The organism is Alistipes dispar (assembly GCF_006542685.1).
GTDB lineage: Bacteria > Bacteroidota > Bacteroidia > Bacteroidales > Rikenellaceae > Alistipes > Alistipes dispar.
On the sequence record NZ_AP019736.1, the window covers coordinates 2490845 to 2503766 of the forward strand.

The 12922-nt window shown below is 63.1% G+C and carries 12 protein-coding genes; 8 read left to right on the forward strand and 4 right to left on the reverse strand.

Features of this window, described 5'->3' with window-relative positions:
- Positions 1–224: 224 nt before the first annotated feature.
- Positions 225–2828 carry a 4-alpha-glucanotransferase gene (locus FME97_RS10510; protein WP_141429587.1) on the forward strand — a complete coding sequence of 868 codons (2604 nt, stop codon included), beginning with the start codon at positions 225–227 and terminating at the stop codon, positions 2826–2828.
- Between the two features lie 60 nt (positions 2829–2888).
- Here FME97_RS10510 and FME97_RS10515 read toward each other — a convergent pair whose 3' ends face one another.
- Positions 2889–3416 (reverse strand): prolyl-tRNA synthetase associated domain-containing protein, encoded by a 528-nt coding sequence (locus FME97_RS10515; protein WP_141429588.1) that lies wholly within the window; start codon positions 3414–3416, stop codon positions 2889–2891.
- A gap of 2 nt (positions 3417–3418) precedes the next feature.
- Positions 3419–4357, reverse strand: coding sequence for an NAD(P)-dependent oxidoreductase (locus tag FME97_RS10520; RefSeq protein WP_141429589.1), 939 nt, complete (start codon positions 4355–4357; stop codon positions 3419–3421).
- Between the two features lie 290 nt (positions 4358–4647).
- Between FME97_RS10520 and FME97_RS10525 the strand changes: the two genes are divergently transcribed.
- Both FME97_RS10525 and FME97_RS10530 read left to right on the forward strand, forming a co-directional pair.
- The gene (locus tag FME97_RS10525) at positions 4648–5628 is read left to right on the forward strand and encodes a prenyltransferase (protein WP_162502076.1); all 981 of its coding nucleotides are present in this window, start codon (positions 4648–4650) and stop codon (positions 5626–5628) included.
- Between the two features lie 2 nt (positions 5629–5630).
- On the forward strand, positions 5631–6530 hold the full coding sequence (locus FME97_RS10530) for a radical SAM protein (RefSeq protein WP_162852164.1): 900 nt from the start codon (positions 5631–5633) through the stop codon (positions 6528–6530).
- Between the two features lie 101 nt (positions 6531–6631).
- Here the strand turns inward: FME97_RS10530 and FME97_RS10535 are convergent, their stop codons facing one another.
- Both FME97_RS10535 and FME97_RS10540 read right to left on the reverse strand, forming a co-directional pair.
- Complete coding sequence (locus tag FME97_RS10535; protein WP_141429591.1) at positions 6632–7354, reverse strand: tRNA threonylcarbamoyladenosine dehydratase; 723 nt, start codon at positions 7352–7354, stop codon at positions 6632–6634.
- 56 nt (positions 7355–7410) lie between these two features.
- A complete protein-coding gene (locus tag FME97_RS10540; protein ID WP_141429592.1) occupies positions 7411–7995 on the reverse strand; it encodes a TatD family hydrolase in 585 nt (194 codons plus the stop codon).
- A 298-nt stretch (positions 7996–8293) separates the two neighbouring features.
- On the opposite strand from FME97_RS10540, the gene FME97_RS10545 reads away from it, so the two are divergent.
- The 5 genes from FME97_RS10545 to nqrE are packed head-to-tail and all read left to right on the forward strand — an operon-like array spanning position 8294 to position 12917.
- Positions 8294–9649 (forward strand): Na(+)-translocating NADH-quinone reductase subunit A, encoded by a 1356-nt coding sequence (locus tag FME97_RS10545; RefSeq protein WP_141429593.1) that lies wholly within the window; start codon positions 8294–8296, stop codon positions 9647–9649.
- Positions 9650–9670: 21 nt separating this feature from the next.
- Positions 9671–10780 (forward strand): NADH:ubiquinone reductase (Na(+)-transporting) subunit B, encoded by a 1110-nt coding sequence (gene nqrB / locus FME97_RS10550; RefSeq protein WP_141430022.1) that lies wholly within the window; start codon positions 9671–9673, stop codon positions 10778–10780.
- A gap of 10 nt (positions 10781–10790) precedes the next feature.
- Positions 10791–11648, forward strand: coding sequence for a Na(+)-translocating NADH:ubiquinone reductase subunit C (locus FME97_RS10555; RefSeq protein ID WP_141429594.1), 858 nt, complete (start codon positions 10791–10793; stop codon positions 11646–11648).
- Positions 11641–12297: an NADH:ubiquinone reductase (Na(+)-transporting) subunit D gene (locus FME97_RS10560; protein WP_141429595.1), complete on the forward strand. Its 657-nt coding sequence runs from the start codon at positions 11641–11643 to the stop codon at positions 12295–12297. The genes FME97_RS10555 and FME97_RS10560 overlap by 8 nt, the downstream gene beginning before the upstream one ends.
- 11 nt (positions 12298–12308) lie before the next feature.
- Positions 12309–12917 (forward strand): NADH:ubiquinone reductase (Na(+)-transporting) subunit E, encoded by a 609-nt coding sequence (gene nqrE, locus FME97_RS10565; RefSeq protein WP_141429596.1) that lies wholly within the window; start codon positions 12309–12311, stop codon positions 12915–12917.
- Positions 12918–12922 lie beyond the last annotated feature (5 nt).

Here is a 12922-nt window from a genome sequence, read left to right on the forward strand (position 1 = left end):
CCCCGGGCCGAGGGGGTTGCGACCGGTTCCGTACGCTGTCGGCGTGACGGCAGTCGGAGGTGTTCTCGGTATTCCGGCCGGCCGATGGGCGGGGTGGGCCGGAAAATATTGCCGCAGGGTGAATGCGGAGCCCGTCCGTGCGTTTTTTGGCTGTCCGCTGTTGCCGGGGAATGGAAAACTTGCCTATATTTGTACGGCCAACCATAGCACCGATGGCCCCGAATATGAAACTGCTGCTTCAAATAACCTACAATACCCGTTGGGGAGAACGTCTCGTTGTCGTCTCTCCCGGAAACAGACGCCTGCCGATGGAGTACTGCGGAGAGGGGAGATGGAGAGGGTGTATCGCCCGGTACCTTCCCGGCCGGGAATATTCCTACGAGGTGGTTCGGGACGGGAAGTGCGTCCGTCGGGAGTGGAAGGGACACCGGGTCGTGCTTCCCGAAAATTGCACGGCCGCTTCCGCGGACGTTTCCGACCGGTGGAACGACACGCCTTCGGATGCGCCTTTGTACTCTTCGGCATTCTCTCAGGGCATTTTCGCCCGGGGCCGGCACACGGCGGCCTCGCGGCCCGTCGGCGATGAAAATCTTTTCGTTTGCACGGCCTTCGCCGACGTCCGTCCCGATGAGACACTCGCCATCGCGGGCGATATTCCCGAACTCGGGGCGTGGACGAAGCCCGTTCCTCTGGACGACGCGGCGTTTCCATACTGGAGACTCGCGCTGCGCATCGACGGTCCGTTCCTCTATAAATACCTGATCGTCGATCGGAAAACGCTCGCTCCGCTGCGCTGGGAGGAGGGGGAGAACCGGGTCTTCGCATGTGCCGCGACGCCAGCGAGGGCGAGGGTTCTCGCATCCGACGTTCCGAATTTCCAGGGACGGCGCTGGCGCGGTGCGGGCACCGCCGTTCCGGTCTTTTCCCTGCGGAGCGAAGACGACTTCGGTACGGGAGAGTTCGCGGACCTGAAGAAGATGGTCGATTGGGCGGTGGCGACGGGGCAGCATGTCATCCAACTGCTTCCGATAAACGATACGACGATGACGGGGACCTGGACGGATTCTTATCCCTACAACGCCAACTCCTCCTTCGCTCTCCATCCCCAGTTTATGAACCTTCCGGCCGCGGGGGTTCCGGCCGACGGGGAGTATCTGAGGCTTCGGCAGGAGCTGAATGCCCTTCCGCAGGTCGATTATGAGCGGGTCAATAGGGAGAAACTGCGTCTTTTGCGGAAGACTTTCGAGAACGGAGGCGCGGAAATCCTCTCGAAGAAACCGTTCAGGGAGTTTCTGAGCCTTAACGAGCGCTGGCTGCTGCCGTATGCGCTCTTTTGCACCCTGCGCGACGAATACGCCACGGCGGATTTCACCCGTTGGGGAAAATATGCGAAGTACGACAGGAAAGCCCTGGAGGAGTACCGTGGAAAACACCGCCGGGAGGTGGATTTCCATTGCTTTGTCCAATATCACCTCCATCTTCAGCTCTCCGACGCCTGTGCCTATGCCCATTCCAGGGGCGTGATCCTCAAGGGGGACCTGCCGATCGGCGTGAGTCCCACGAGTGCCGACGCGTGGTTCGCCCCGCGGCTGTTCAACATGGATTCGCAGGCCGGCGCTCCGCCCGATGCCTTTTCGGCTTTCGGCCAGAACTGGGGATTCCCGACCTACGACTGGAAACGGATGGCCGGGGACTCTTTCGGATGGTGGAAATCCCGCCTGGCGAAGATGTCGGAGTATTTCGATGCCTTCAGAATCGACCACATTCTGGGGTTTTTCAGAATCTGGGAGATCCCCGTGGATTCCGTGCGCGGTCTTTTGGGGCATTTCAGCCCTGCGTTGCCGTACTCGTCCGAAGAACTGAAAAGCCGGGGTTTCGATCTCTCCGGGGGCCGGTTCGTGACGCCCTGCGTTTCGGAGCGCATGCTGGACGAGATCTTCGGGGCGTATGCGCAGGAGGTGAAGTCGAAATATGTCAGGGAGGGCCGTCTGGCGGCCTCCTGCTCGACCCAGAGAAAGATTGCGGCGCGGTTCCGTGCGGACGACGAGCACGACCGAATCCTCTCGGAGGGTCTCATGCGGCTTACCGAAGAGGTGCTGTTCGTGGAGGACCCCCGCAAGAGAGGGTTTTATCATCCGCGGATCGCGGCCCATGCCACTTATGCGTATCGTTCGCTCGACGATGCCTCGCGCAGGAGTTTCGATGCGTTGTACGACGAATTCTTTTACCGCCGCCACAACGCATGCTGGAGGGATTCGGCGATGAGCAAGCTGCCTCCGCTGCTCGCCTCCACCGAAATGATGGCCTGCGGAGAGGATCTGGGCATGATTCCGGATTGTGTTCCGGAGGTGATGCGCCGCCTCGGAATCCTTTCGCTCGAAATACAGCGGATGCCCAAGTCGGCCGGGGAGCTTTTTGCCGATCCGTCGCGTTATCCCTATCTCTCGGTATGCACCACCTCGACGCACGACATGAACCCCCTGCGGGCCTGGTGGGAGGAGGACCGGGCGCTTACGGAGCGGTTTTACCGCGATGTGCTCGGGATGGAAGGCGACGCCCCGGATGTCTGCACGCCGCAGATCTGCCGGCGCATCCTCGAACAGCATCTTTCGTCGCCTGCGATGCTGGCCGTTTTCCCCTTGCAGGACTGGCTTGCGACGGATCCGGCGTTGCGTGCTCCGGATCCGCACGGCGAACGGATTAACGTGCCGTCGAATCCCCGCCATTATTGGCGGTACAGGATGCCGCTGTCGCTCGAGGAACTTCTGGCGCAGACCGATTTCAACTCCCGTATCCGGTCGATGGTCGAACGTTCCGGAAGAGCCTGAGATTCATTTTCTTCGATCCATTTCAGAAAATATCCGCCTCCGGAGACGCCCCGGTGTGCGTCAATACAGTTCCAAAAACTCGTATCCGTTGCCCGCGGCGGCGAGGTAGCGCATGAACTCGTCGTGCTCGAGCAGCACCGTGGCGCGGTTGTCGTTCGGGTGGAAGGCGTAGCGGGGCCACTCGCGCATCCGGGAGTCGAGGAACAGGTGCACGTGGTTCGCCGTGTCGTTTATCAGCCCGAATGCCGAGACCGATCCGGGGCGCAGTCCGAGCCACCGTTCCATGCGTTGTTCCGAGGCGAACGAGAGCTTGCCCTGGTGCAGCCGCTGTTCGAGGTCGCGGATCGCCAGCCGTTGTTCGGCGTCGAAGCATACCAGGTAGTGCCGGTCGCCCTTGTGGTTGCGGAAAAAGAGGTTCTTGCAGTGCTTCGCGCCGTCGCCGCGGCAGTAGCGCAGGGCGATTTCGCAGGTCGGGGCCTCCGGATGTTCGTACCACGTGTAGCGGATGCCGTGGGCGTCGAGGAAGTCGAACACCCGTTGCCGCCGCCGGTCGGGCGTGAGCGGGGCGGTTGCTGCCGTCGGCTCCATGACTATCCGATGCCGTAAAATCCGCGGATGTTCCGGGCGATGCACTCCACGAGCACGCCGACCGCCTCGACGGGCGACCAGGCATTGTGGGGCGAGAGCAGCAGCCGGTCCGGTTCGCGGACCGAGAGCAGGGGATTGCCCTCTTCGATCGGTTCGTGCGCGAAGACGTCCAGCCCCGCGCCGGCCAGCTCTCCGCGGTCGAGCGCCGCGGCCAGCGCCGCCTCGTCCACGATGCCGCCGCGGGCGACGTTGATGAGTATGGCCGAGGGTTTCATCCGCGCCAGCTCGCGGGCGCCGATCAGCCCGCGCGTGCGTTCGTTGAGCGGCGCATGGATCGACACCACGTCGGCCCAGCCGAGCAGCTCGTCGAGCGGCAGGGCGGGGTACTCCTCCTCGCGCACGACGCCCGAGGTGGAGGTGTAGGCCACTTCGCAGCCCAGCGCGCGGGCCACCCGCGCCACGTTGTGGCCGATGTTTCCCAGCCCGACGATACCCCAGCGCGATCCGTACAGTTGCCGGGTCGTGCGTCCGAAATGGTATTGCAGCGGCGATCCGGCGTATTCGCTCTTCACGTAGCGATCGTAATAGACCGTCTGCCGCAGCAGGGCGATCGCCGCGCCGATCGTGGTTTCGGTCACCGAGTGGGTCGAGTACCCCACGGCGTTGCGCACGGCGATGCCCCGTTCGGCGGCGGCCTCGAGGTCGATGTGGTTCATGCCCGTCGCCGCCACGCAGATCAGCCGCAGGCGGGGCAGCCGTTCGAGCGTATCGCGGCGCATGGGCACTTTGTTCGTGATCGCCACCTCCGCGTCGCGGCAGCGTTCGGCTGCCTCCTCGCGGCGCGTGGTCGCGTAACCCGTGTAGTCGCCCAGCGCGCGGATCGCCGAGAGGTCGGCGCCGCCGAGGCTGTATTCGTCGAGAAATACGATTTTCGGTTTCATCTTCCTTGTTTTTATGAATCGGAACGCCGGCTTTCGGCGCGTCCCCTTCGTGCAAAGATAGCGGCTTTTTCGGTTCCGTGCGCTTCCGTGCCGCCGTTTTTCGCTGTTTTCGCCGCCGGAGGCGGAATCCCGGGCATGGCCGGACCCTCTTCGCTCCTCGTTCCGACCCGTTCCGGAGGCGGCCCGGAGCATGGTCCAACGGCCGCTTTGCCGCAAATTCGCCGTCCGGAGTTGCTATTCTCTGCCGGAAACGCTACCTTTGCGGCGTGATGAACGGAATCGGTTTCTGGATGAAGAACGCGCGGCAGGTCTCCCTGCCGCAGAGCATGCTGCCCGTGCTGCTGGCCGTCGGCATGTCGCTGCGTCACGACGGTTTTTCCCTCTGGCTGGCCCTCGTCGCCGCTTTCGGCGTGGGGTGCGCCCACCTGGGCATGAACCTCGCCGACGACTATTTCGATTACCGCGAGGGGAGCGCCGAGAAGCGCACGCGGCTGGCCTCGGACGGTATCCGCGCCCGTGTGGCGAAGTACCCTTACCTCAGTTCGGGCGCCGCCTCCGTGCGGGAGCTCGTCGTGGCGGTCTGCGTGTTTCTGGGACTGGCCGCCGGAGCCGGGGCCGTCGTCGTCGCCTGCCGGGGCGTCGTGCCGCTGGCCCTCGCCGGCATCGGGGCGGTGCTCGGCATCTCCTATTCGGGCGGGCCGCTCCGCCTGGGCTATCGCGGGCTGGGCGAACCGGTCGTCGGGCTGTTGTTCGGTCCGCTGCTGATGGCCGGCGTGCAGTATGCGGCGTGCGGCGTGCTGGACGGTCCGGTCCTGCTGGTCGGCGTGGCCGTCGGACTGCTCGTCACGAACATCCTCTACACCCATTCCGTGCTCGACCGCCATGCCGACTCCCGAATGGGCAAACGCACGCTGGCCCACCTGCTCGGCACGCCGCGGGCGATGATCGCCGCATCGGGCCTCTTCTGCTTCGCGCCGTTCGTGCTGGTCGCCGCGGGCGCCGGCTGCGGGATGCTCCCCGCGGCGGCTCTTGCGACGTTCGTGCTCCTGCCCATGGCCGCGTTCCTGTGGCGTTCGCTGCGCAGCTATGTTCTCGATCGTCCCGTCGCCCTGCGCACGGCCCCGTGGATGGGCCCCATGGGCGATTTCAAGAGATACTGCGACATGGGGATCGGCTGGTTCATGCTGCGGTGGCTGCTGGCGCGGAACCTCGTCTCGTTCTTCGCGCTCATCCTGCTCGTCGTTTATACCGTACTCGAAATAATGGAGTGATTATGAAGAAAATCAAACGGTTGCTCTATCTCGGCTGGTGGTTCTTCGGAGCCCGGGTTCTCGGCCGCAAACGGCCGTTGCAGACCGTGCTGTTCATCTCGAACCGATGCAACCTCCGTTGCAGGCACTGCTCGGTCTATTCGCGGGCTACGCCCGACGAGATGACCTTCGAGGAGATCCGCCGCGAGCTGGAATACTCCTACCGCCTCGGTTCGCGCTTCGTCGATCTGGAGGGGGGCGAGGTGATGATCTGGCGCGACGGCGACAAGCGGATCGACGACGTGATCGACCTGGCCCGCGAGGTGGGTTTCTTCTCCGTGACGATCACCACCAACGCCCAGCTGCCCTTCGCCGGGAGCCATGCCGACAGCATCTGGGTCAGCCTCGACGGCTGCGGGAAGTACCACGAAATGATCCGCGGCGAAGGCACGTTCGCGCGTCTGGAGCGCAACATCGCCGCCTGCGGCCATCCGCATCTGAGCGTCAATATGGTGGTGAACAAGTACAACTGGGAGCATGTGGCCGAGACGATCGAATACGTGAAGCGGAATCCCGCCATCGAGAGCATTTCGATCAACTTCTACACACCTTTCCCCGATGCCGACGACCTGATGATTACGCGCGAACAGCGCGAACGGGTGATCGACACCGTGATCCGGATGAAGCGCGCGGGCTATCCGGTGATGAACTCCGTCTCGGGGCTGGAGCTGATGCGGCACAACCGCTTCAAGCGCCGCTGCTGGGTCACGAACTTCATCTATGCCGACCATACGCGCGCCAACTGCTCGGGCGAGCGGCTGGGCATCTGCGACGACTGCGGGCTCTGCATGGCGGGCGAGATGAACGCCGTGTTCAACTTCCGGCCCGACACCATCCGCGCGGGGCTGAAACTGCGGCTCTGACGGCGGCCGGACGATTCCCGCCATCCTTCCTGCCGCATGTCGCGGCCCGGCCCGGAGGCATTCCGCCCCGGGCCGCGCCGCGCTTCGTGCCGAAAGGCTCCTCAGTCCAGCTCGCCGATCAGGCCGCGGATCACCACCGAGGCGCAGCCGATGCCGAACAGCGGCGGGATGTAGGAGATCGTCCCGACGTTCGATTTCTTGTTCCGCTCCTCGCAGAGGATCATCGCCCCTTCGCGCATCGGCTCGGGGGAGAAGACGGCGCGGAATCCGCTGCGGATGCCGATCTTGTGCAGCCGTTTGCGCAGCATGTGGGCCAGCGGGCAGTGGTGGGTTTTGGCGATGTCGGCGATCTCCATGCGCGTGGGGTCGGTCTTGGCCCCCGCGCCCATCGAACTGACCAGCGGCAGGCGGCGTTCGAGCGCCGCGGCGATGAGCGCCAGCTTGGGCGACAGGGTGTCTATGGCATCCACCACGTAGTCGTACCGCGCCGCGTCGAGCAGCGCGTAGGTCTCCTCGTCGCGGATGTAGCGGTTCACCACGCTCAGGTCTATTTCCGGGTTGATGTCGCGCAGCCGTTCGGCCAGCACCTCGGCCTTCGGCCTCCCGACGGTCGAGTGCAGCGCCACGAGCTGGCGGTTGATGTTCGTCCCGTTCACCGTGTCGGCGTCGGCCACGGTCATGCGGCCCACGCCCGCCCGGGCGATCATCTCCGCGGCGTAGGCCCCCACGCCTCCCAGCCCCACCACGAGCACGTGCGCCCGTCTGAGGCGGCCGAGTTTCTCTTCGCCGAGCAGCAGCTCGGTCCTCTCCAGCCAGTTGTCCATGCAGTTCGTTTTCGTTCGTTTCCGTCGTGTCCCTCCTGTGCGCCGTCCGCCGTCCTTCACTTCTCCCCGAACAGCCGGCGGTAGTTCTCCGCCGTCGCCCGCCGCAGCTCTTCCACGGTCGTTCGCCGCACCTCCGCGGCCCGGGCGTAGATCGTTTCGATGGCTGCGGGGCTGTCGTCCGTCTCGAAGAAGAGACGGTCGGACGGAACCTCGCGCAGGGCTTCGAGCGTCTTGCGCGAGGCGAAGGTGCGCTCGCCGAACGAGAGGTAATATCCCTTCGCCACGGCCTGCCGCGCCTGTTCGGGCGATCCGATGAATCCGTGGAAAATCGCGGCCGGAGGCGGGCAGGCCGCCAGTTCGCGCATCAGCGGTTCGAAGGCCCGCACGCAGTGCAGCACGACCGGAAGCCCCCGTTCGCAGGCCAGCCGCAACTGGGCTCTGAGCGCCGCCGTCTGCGCCTCGCGCGCGACGCCGCAGGCGAAGTCCAGCCCCGTCTCGCCGACGGCCTGCGCGTCGCCGAGCCGCTGCCCGAGCGTCGCCGTGTCCTCCCGCTCCGCGTCCCACGGATGCACGCCCTTCGCGCGCAGCTCGATGCCGCGGCCCGCAGGGCGGTGGGTGTGGATATTGACGTATTCGGCCATGACGGGACAAATGTAGGAATTTTTCGGGAAACGGATTCCTCTCCCGATGCGGCTTCGTCCGATTTTTCCGCCCGGCATCCCGCTTCCGCCCGTCCGTCCGGAGCGGGAAAACGGGCCGTTCCCCTTTTTTTCGCTTCCGGCGGGAAATAATGCTCCGTAAAATAGTTTTTTTCGGGAAAAAATTAGTACTTTCGCACGCGATTCAGGCTGTTAGCCGGCTAACACATGGCGAACGGGACCTGAAACGAATCCGGAAAAGACCCAAGAAAACCAAACATAACAATCAAAATCTTTAACCATGTCGAAAATCATTACACTACGCAAGGGTTTAGACATCAATCTGGCGGGTAAACCCCGGGAGTCGCTCTCCGATGCGCCTCAGGCTTCGGAGTACGCCCTCTCGCCCCTCGATTTCGAGGGCGTGACACCCAAGCTGCTGGTTAAGGTGGGCGATAAGGTGAAGGCCGGTACGCCGTTGTTCTTCAACAAGTACAACGAGCGGGTCCTCTTCACGTCGCCCGTCAGCGGCACGGTGGCGGCGGTCAATCGCGGCGAGAAGCGCAAGGTGCTCTCGGTGACGGTGACCCCCGACGGCGGGCAGAGCTACGAGGAGTTCGGCAAGATCGACCTCCGCACCGCTTCGCGCGAACAGATCGTCGAACTGCTGCTGCGTTCGGGCCTCTGGCCGATGATCGTGCAGCGACCCTACGGCGTCATCGCCGACCCGAACGACACGCCGAAGGCGGTCTTCATCTCCGCCTTCGACTCCGCGCCGCTGGCTCCGGACTACAACTTCGTCCTGCGGGACGAGCAGCGGAACCTGCAGGCGGGCATCGAGCTGATGCGCCGCCTCACGCTGGGCAAGGTGCACCTGTCGGTGCGCGCCAAGGCCGAGGGACGGATGCCGTCGCTCCAGGGCGTCGAGTTGCACGCCTTCGCGGGCAAACATCCCGTGGGCAACGTCGGCGTGCAGATCCACCATGTCGATCCGATCAACAAGGGCGACATCGTCTGGACGGTGAACATCCAGGACCTGGCCATCATCGGCCGCCTGGTCAATGAGGGCCGCGTGGACATGCGCCGCATCGTCGCCGTCACCGGCTCGGAGATCGAAAACCCGCACTACGTCCGCATCGTCTCGGGTGCGCGCGTCGATTCGCTCGTCTCGGGCAACGTCCGTCCGCAGAAGGAGGGCGACCGCGTCCGCTTCATCTCGGGCAACGTGCTCACCGGCACGAAGACCTCGCCCGAGGGCTTCATGGGCTTCTACGCCAACCAGCTCACGGCCATTCCCGAAGGCGACAAGTACGAGCTGCTGGGCTGGGCGATGCCGCGTCTGAACAAGTTCTCCGTCTCGCGCGCCTACTTCTCGTGGCTCTGCCCGAAGAAGGAGTACAACCTCGACACGAACCTCAACGGCGGCGAGCGTCCGTTCGTCGTGACGGGGCTCTACGAGCAGTACCTGCCGATGGACATTTACCCCATGTATCTGCTCAAGGCCTGCCTTGCGGGCGACATCGACAAGATGGAGAACCTCGGCATCTACGAGGTCACCGAGGAGGACTTCGCGCTCTGCGAGTTCGTCGATCCCTCGAAGATCGAGATCCAGCAGATCATTCGCGACGGTATTAACTTAATGATTAAGGAGGCATAACCGATGGGATTGCGTAAATTCATGGACAATATCAAGCCCACCTTCTCCAAGGGCGGAAAGCTGGGCTTCCTGGAATCGACGTTCGATGCGTTCGAGACCTTCCTCTTCGTTCCCAACACGACGACCTCGAAGGGTGCGCACATCCGCGACTGCAACGACATGAAGCGTACGATGATCGTCGTCGTGCTGGCGCTGATGCCGGCCTTCCTGTTCGGCTGTTTCAACACGGGTATGCAGGTGGGCCTCACGGGCTTCCAGGCCTTCTTCTACGGTCTGGTGCGCGTGCTGCCGATGGTCTGCGTCTCCTATGTCGTGGGTCTGGGCATCGAGTTCGGCTTCGCGCAGGCGCGCGGCCACGAGGTGAACGAAGGTTTCCTCGTGACGGGTCTGCTGATCCCGATGATCTTCCCCGTCTCGACGCCGCTCTGGATGGTGGCACTCTCCACGGCCTTCGCCGTCGTCTTCGGCAAGGAGGTCTTCGGCGGTACGGGCATGAACGTCTTCAACCCGGCGCTGCTGGCCCGCGCCTTCGCCTTCTTCGCCTACACGCCTTCCATGTCGGGCGAGACCGTATGGTTCTCCGACTGGACGATGATGGGCGCCAAGGTGGACGGCATCACGGGCGCCACGGCGCTCGAACAGCTTTCGACGACGGGTACGATGGCTTTCTCGCCGGCGGACGCTTTCCTGGGCTTCATCCCCGGATCGTTCGGCGAGACCTCGACGCTGGCCATCCTTATCGGTGCGGCGATTCTCCTCTTCACGGGCATCGCTTCGTGGCGCACGATGGTGTCGGTGTTCGTCGGCGGCCTTGCGATGGGCTACCTGTTCCAGGCGCTCGGCGTGACGGAGTATCCGGCCTGGTGGCATCTGATCGTCGGCGGCTTCGCCTTCGGCGCCGTCTTCATGGCGACCGATCCCGTCACCTCGGCGCAGACCAACAGGGGCAAGTACATCGTGGGTCTGATGACCGGCGCGCTGGCCGTGATGATCCGCGTCGTGAACCCCGCATATCCCGAGGGCATGATGCTTTCGATCCTCTTCATGAACGCATTGGCGCCGCTGGTGGACTACTTCGTGGTCGAGTCCAGCATTTCGCGCCGCAAGAAACGTGTTAAAACTGCAAAATAGGGTGTGAGATATGGCTAAGAAACAATTCAAATGCAACGTCTGCGGCTACGTCCACGAAGGAGCGGCCGCGCCCGACACCTGCCCCGTCTGCGGCGCTCCCGCCTCGGAATTCACGGAGCTGAAGGGTAAGAAGGGGCTGTTCGGCGATACGAACAGCAATGCCTATATCGTGCTCTATTCGACGGTGATGGTCGTCGTCGTGGCCACGCTGCTGGCGCTGGCCGCGCTGGGTCTTCAGAAACGTCAGGCGGAGAACGAGCTCAACGAGAAGAAGCAGGCCATCCTCGGCTCGCTGGCCGCGCAGGGCGAGTCCTACGACGAGTTCATCGACGCGTATGTGGTCGATGCCGAGGGGCGGAAGGTGGAGGATGCGGGCGATATTTTCGCCCTGCTCAACGACCTGCCGGGCGCTTTTGCCGCGGGCAAGTTCCCGATCTTCGAGGCCCGCGACGGCCGCGTGGTCATTCCCGTTACGGGCATGGGCCTCTGGGGACCGGTGTGGGGATACCTCGCCCTGGAGAAGGATATGAACACGGTGGCCGGTATCATCATGGCCCACAAGGGCGAGACGCCGGGTCTGGGAGCCGAGATCTCGACGCCCAAATACCAGGCGCTGTTCGTCGGCAAACAGATTTTCGACGGCGACAAATTCGTCTCGGTGAAACTCCGCAAGGGCGGTGCCAAGGACCCGCTGCATGAGGTGGATGCCATTTCGGGCGGTACGAAGACTTCCGACGGCGTGTCGCTGATGCTCGAAAACAGTCTCAGAAACTATCTGCCCCTGCTGGAGGCCAAGCGCACCGCGTCGGAGCCGGCGGCCCCCGCAGCGGAAGTGTCTAACGAAGAAAACGTAGGAAACAATGAGTAAGAACGAAAAAGAGCCTTTGTTTTCGGCCAAGAATATGAAATATCTGACGGGGCCGTTCTCCGCGAACAACCCGGTCATCGTGCAGATCCTCGGTATCTGCTCGGCGCTGGCCGTCACCGTGCAGTTGAAGCCGGCCATCGTCATGGCGCTCAGCGTGACGGTCGTCACCGGATTCTCGAATCTGGTGATGTCGCTGATCCGTACCGGTGTGCCGGCCCGGATCCGCATCATCGTCCAGCTCGTCGTGATCGCCGCGCTGGTGATTCTCGTCGATCAGGTGCTCAAGGCCTTCGTTTACGAAGTCTCCAAGCAGTTGTCGGTCTATGTGGGTCTTATCATCACGAACTGTATCGTCATGGGCCGCGTCGAGGCCTTCGCTTTGGGCAACAAGCCGTGGGCTTCGTTCCTCGACGGCATCGGCAACGGCCTGGGCTACGGCATGATTCTCGTCACGGTGGCCTTCTTCCGCGAACTGCTCGGTTCGGGCAGCCTGCTGGGCTTCCGCATCATTCCCGAGAGCTGGTACATGGCCGAGGGCGGATTCTATTCGAACTGCGGCATGATGCTCTTCCCGCCGATGGCGCTCATCATCGTGGGCTGCATCATCTGGGTGCATCGCTCGCGCAACAAGGACTTACAGGAAAAATAGGAGGGTAACGTATGGAATCATTGAATATCTTTATCCGGTCGATCTTTATCGACAACATGGTCTTCGCCTTCTTCTTCGGCATGTGCTCCTACATCGCCGTATCGAAGAGCGTGAAGACGGCCCTCGGGCTGGGTGCCGCCGTGACGTTCGTGATGGTGATGACCGTGCCTCTGAATTACCTCTTGTATGAATACGTGCTGAAAGCCGATGTGCTGGTTGCCGGCGTCGATCTGAGCTTCCTCACCTTCATCGTCTTCATCGCCACGATCGCCGCGTTCGTGCAGCTCGTGGAGATGATCGTCGAGAAGTTCTCGCCGTCGCTTTACAGCCAGTTGGGTATCTTCCTGCCGCTGATCGCCGTGAACTGCGCCATCCTGGGCGGTTCGCTCTTCATGCAGCAGAAGGTGGACGGCGGCGAGCTGACGTCGCTCTGGCAGACGATCGTTTACGGTCTGGGTTCGGGCCTGGGCTGGTGGCTGGCGATCGTCATGATGGCGGCCATCCGCGAGAAGACGACCTATTCGCATATCCCGGCGGCGCTCAAGGGACCCGGTATCGCCTTCATCATCACCGGTCTGATGGGTATCGCCTTCATGATCTTCTCGGGCATTCAGTTCTAACCTTT

Bases quoted from the DNA above. Each gene is read 5' to 3' on its own strand.
- nqrE (WP_141429596.1), top strand. From the start codon at position 12,309: ATGGAATCATTGAATATCTTTATCCGGTCGATCTTTATCGACAACATG.
- FME97_RS10560 (WP_141429595.1), top strand. From the start codon at position 11,641: ATGAGTAAGAACGAAAAAGAGCCTTTGTTTTCGGCCAAGAATATGAAA.
- FME97_RS10545 (WP_141429593.1), top strand. From the start codon at position 8,294: ATGTCGAAAATCATTACACTACGCAAGGGTTTAGACATCAATCTGGCG.
- FME97_RS10515 (WP_141429588.1), bottom strand. From the start codon at position 3,416: ATGGAGCCGACGGCAGCAACCGCCCCGCTCACGCCCGACCGGCGGCGG.
- FME97_RS10510 (WP_141429587.1), top strand. From the start codon at position 225: ATGAAACTGCTGCTTCAAATAACCTACAATACCCGTTGGGGAGAACGT.
- nqrB (WP_141430022.1), top strand. From the start codon at position 9,671: ATGGACAATATCAAGCCCACCTTCTCCAAGGGCGGAAAGCTGGGCTTC.
- FME97_RS10525 (WP_162502076.1), top strand. From the start codon at position 4,648: ATGAAGAACGCGCGGCAGGTCTCCCTGCCGCAGAGCATGCTGCCCGTG.
- FME97_RS10540 (WP_141429592.1), bottom strand. From the start codon at position 7,995: ATGGCCGAATACGTCAATATCCACACCCACCGCCCTGCGGGCCGCGGC.
- FME97_RS10535 (WP_141429591.1), bottom strand. From the start codon at position 7,354: ATGGACAACTGGCTGGAGAGGACCGAGCTGCTGCTCGGCGAAGAGAAA.
- FME97_RS10520 (WP_141429589.1), bottom strand. From the start codon at position 4,357: ATGAAACCGAAAATCGTATTTCTCGACGAATACAGCCTCGGCGGCGCC.
- FME97_RS10530 (WP_162852164.1), top strand. From the start codon at position 5,631: ATGAAGAAAATCAAACGGTTGCTCTATCTCGGCTGGTGGTTCTTCGGA.
- FME97_RS10555 (WP_141429594.1), top strand. From the start codon at position 10,791: ATGGCTAAGAAACAATTCAAATGCAACGTCTGCGGCTACGTCCACGAA.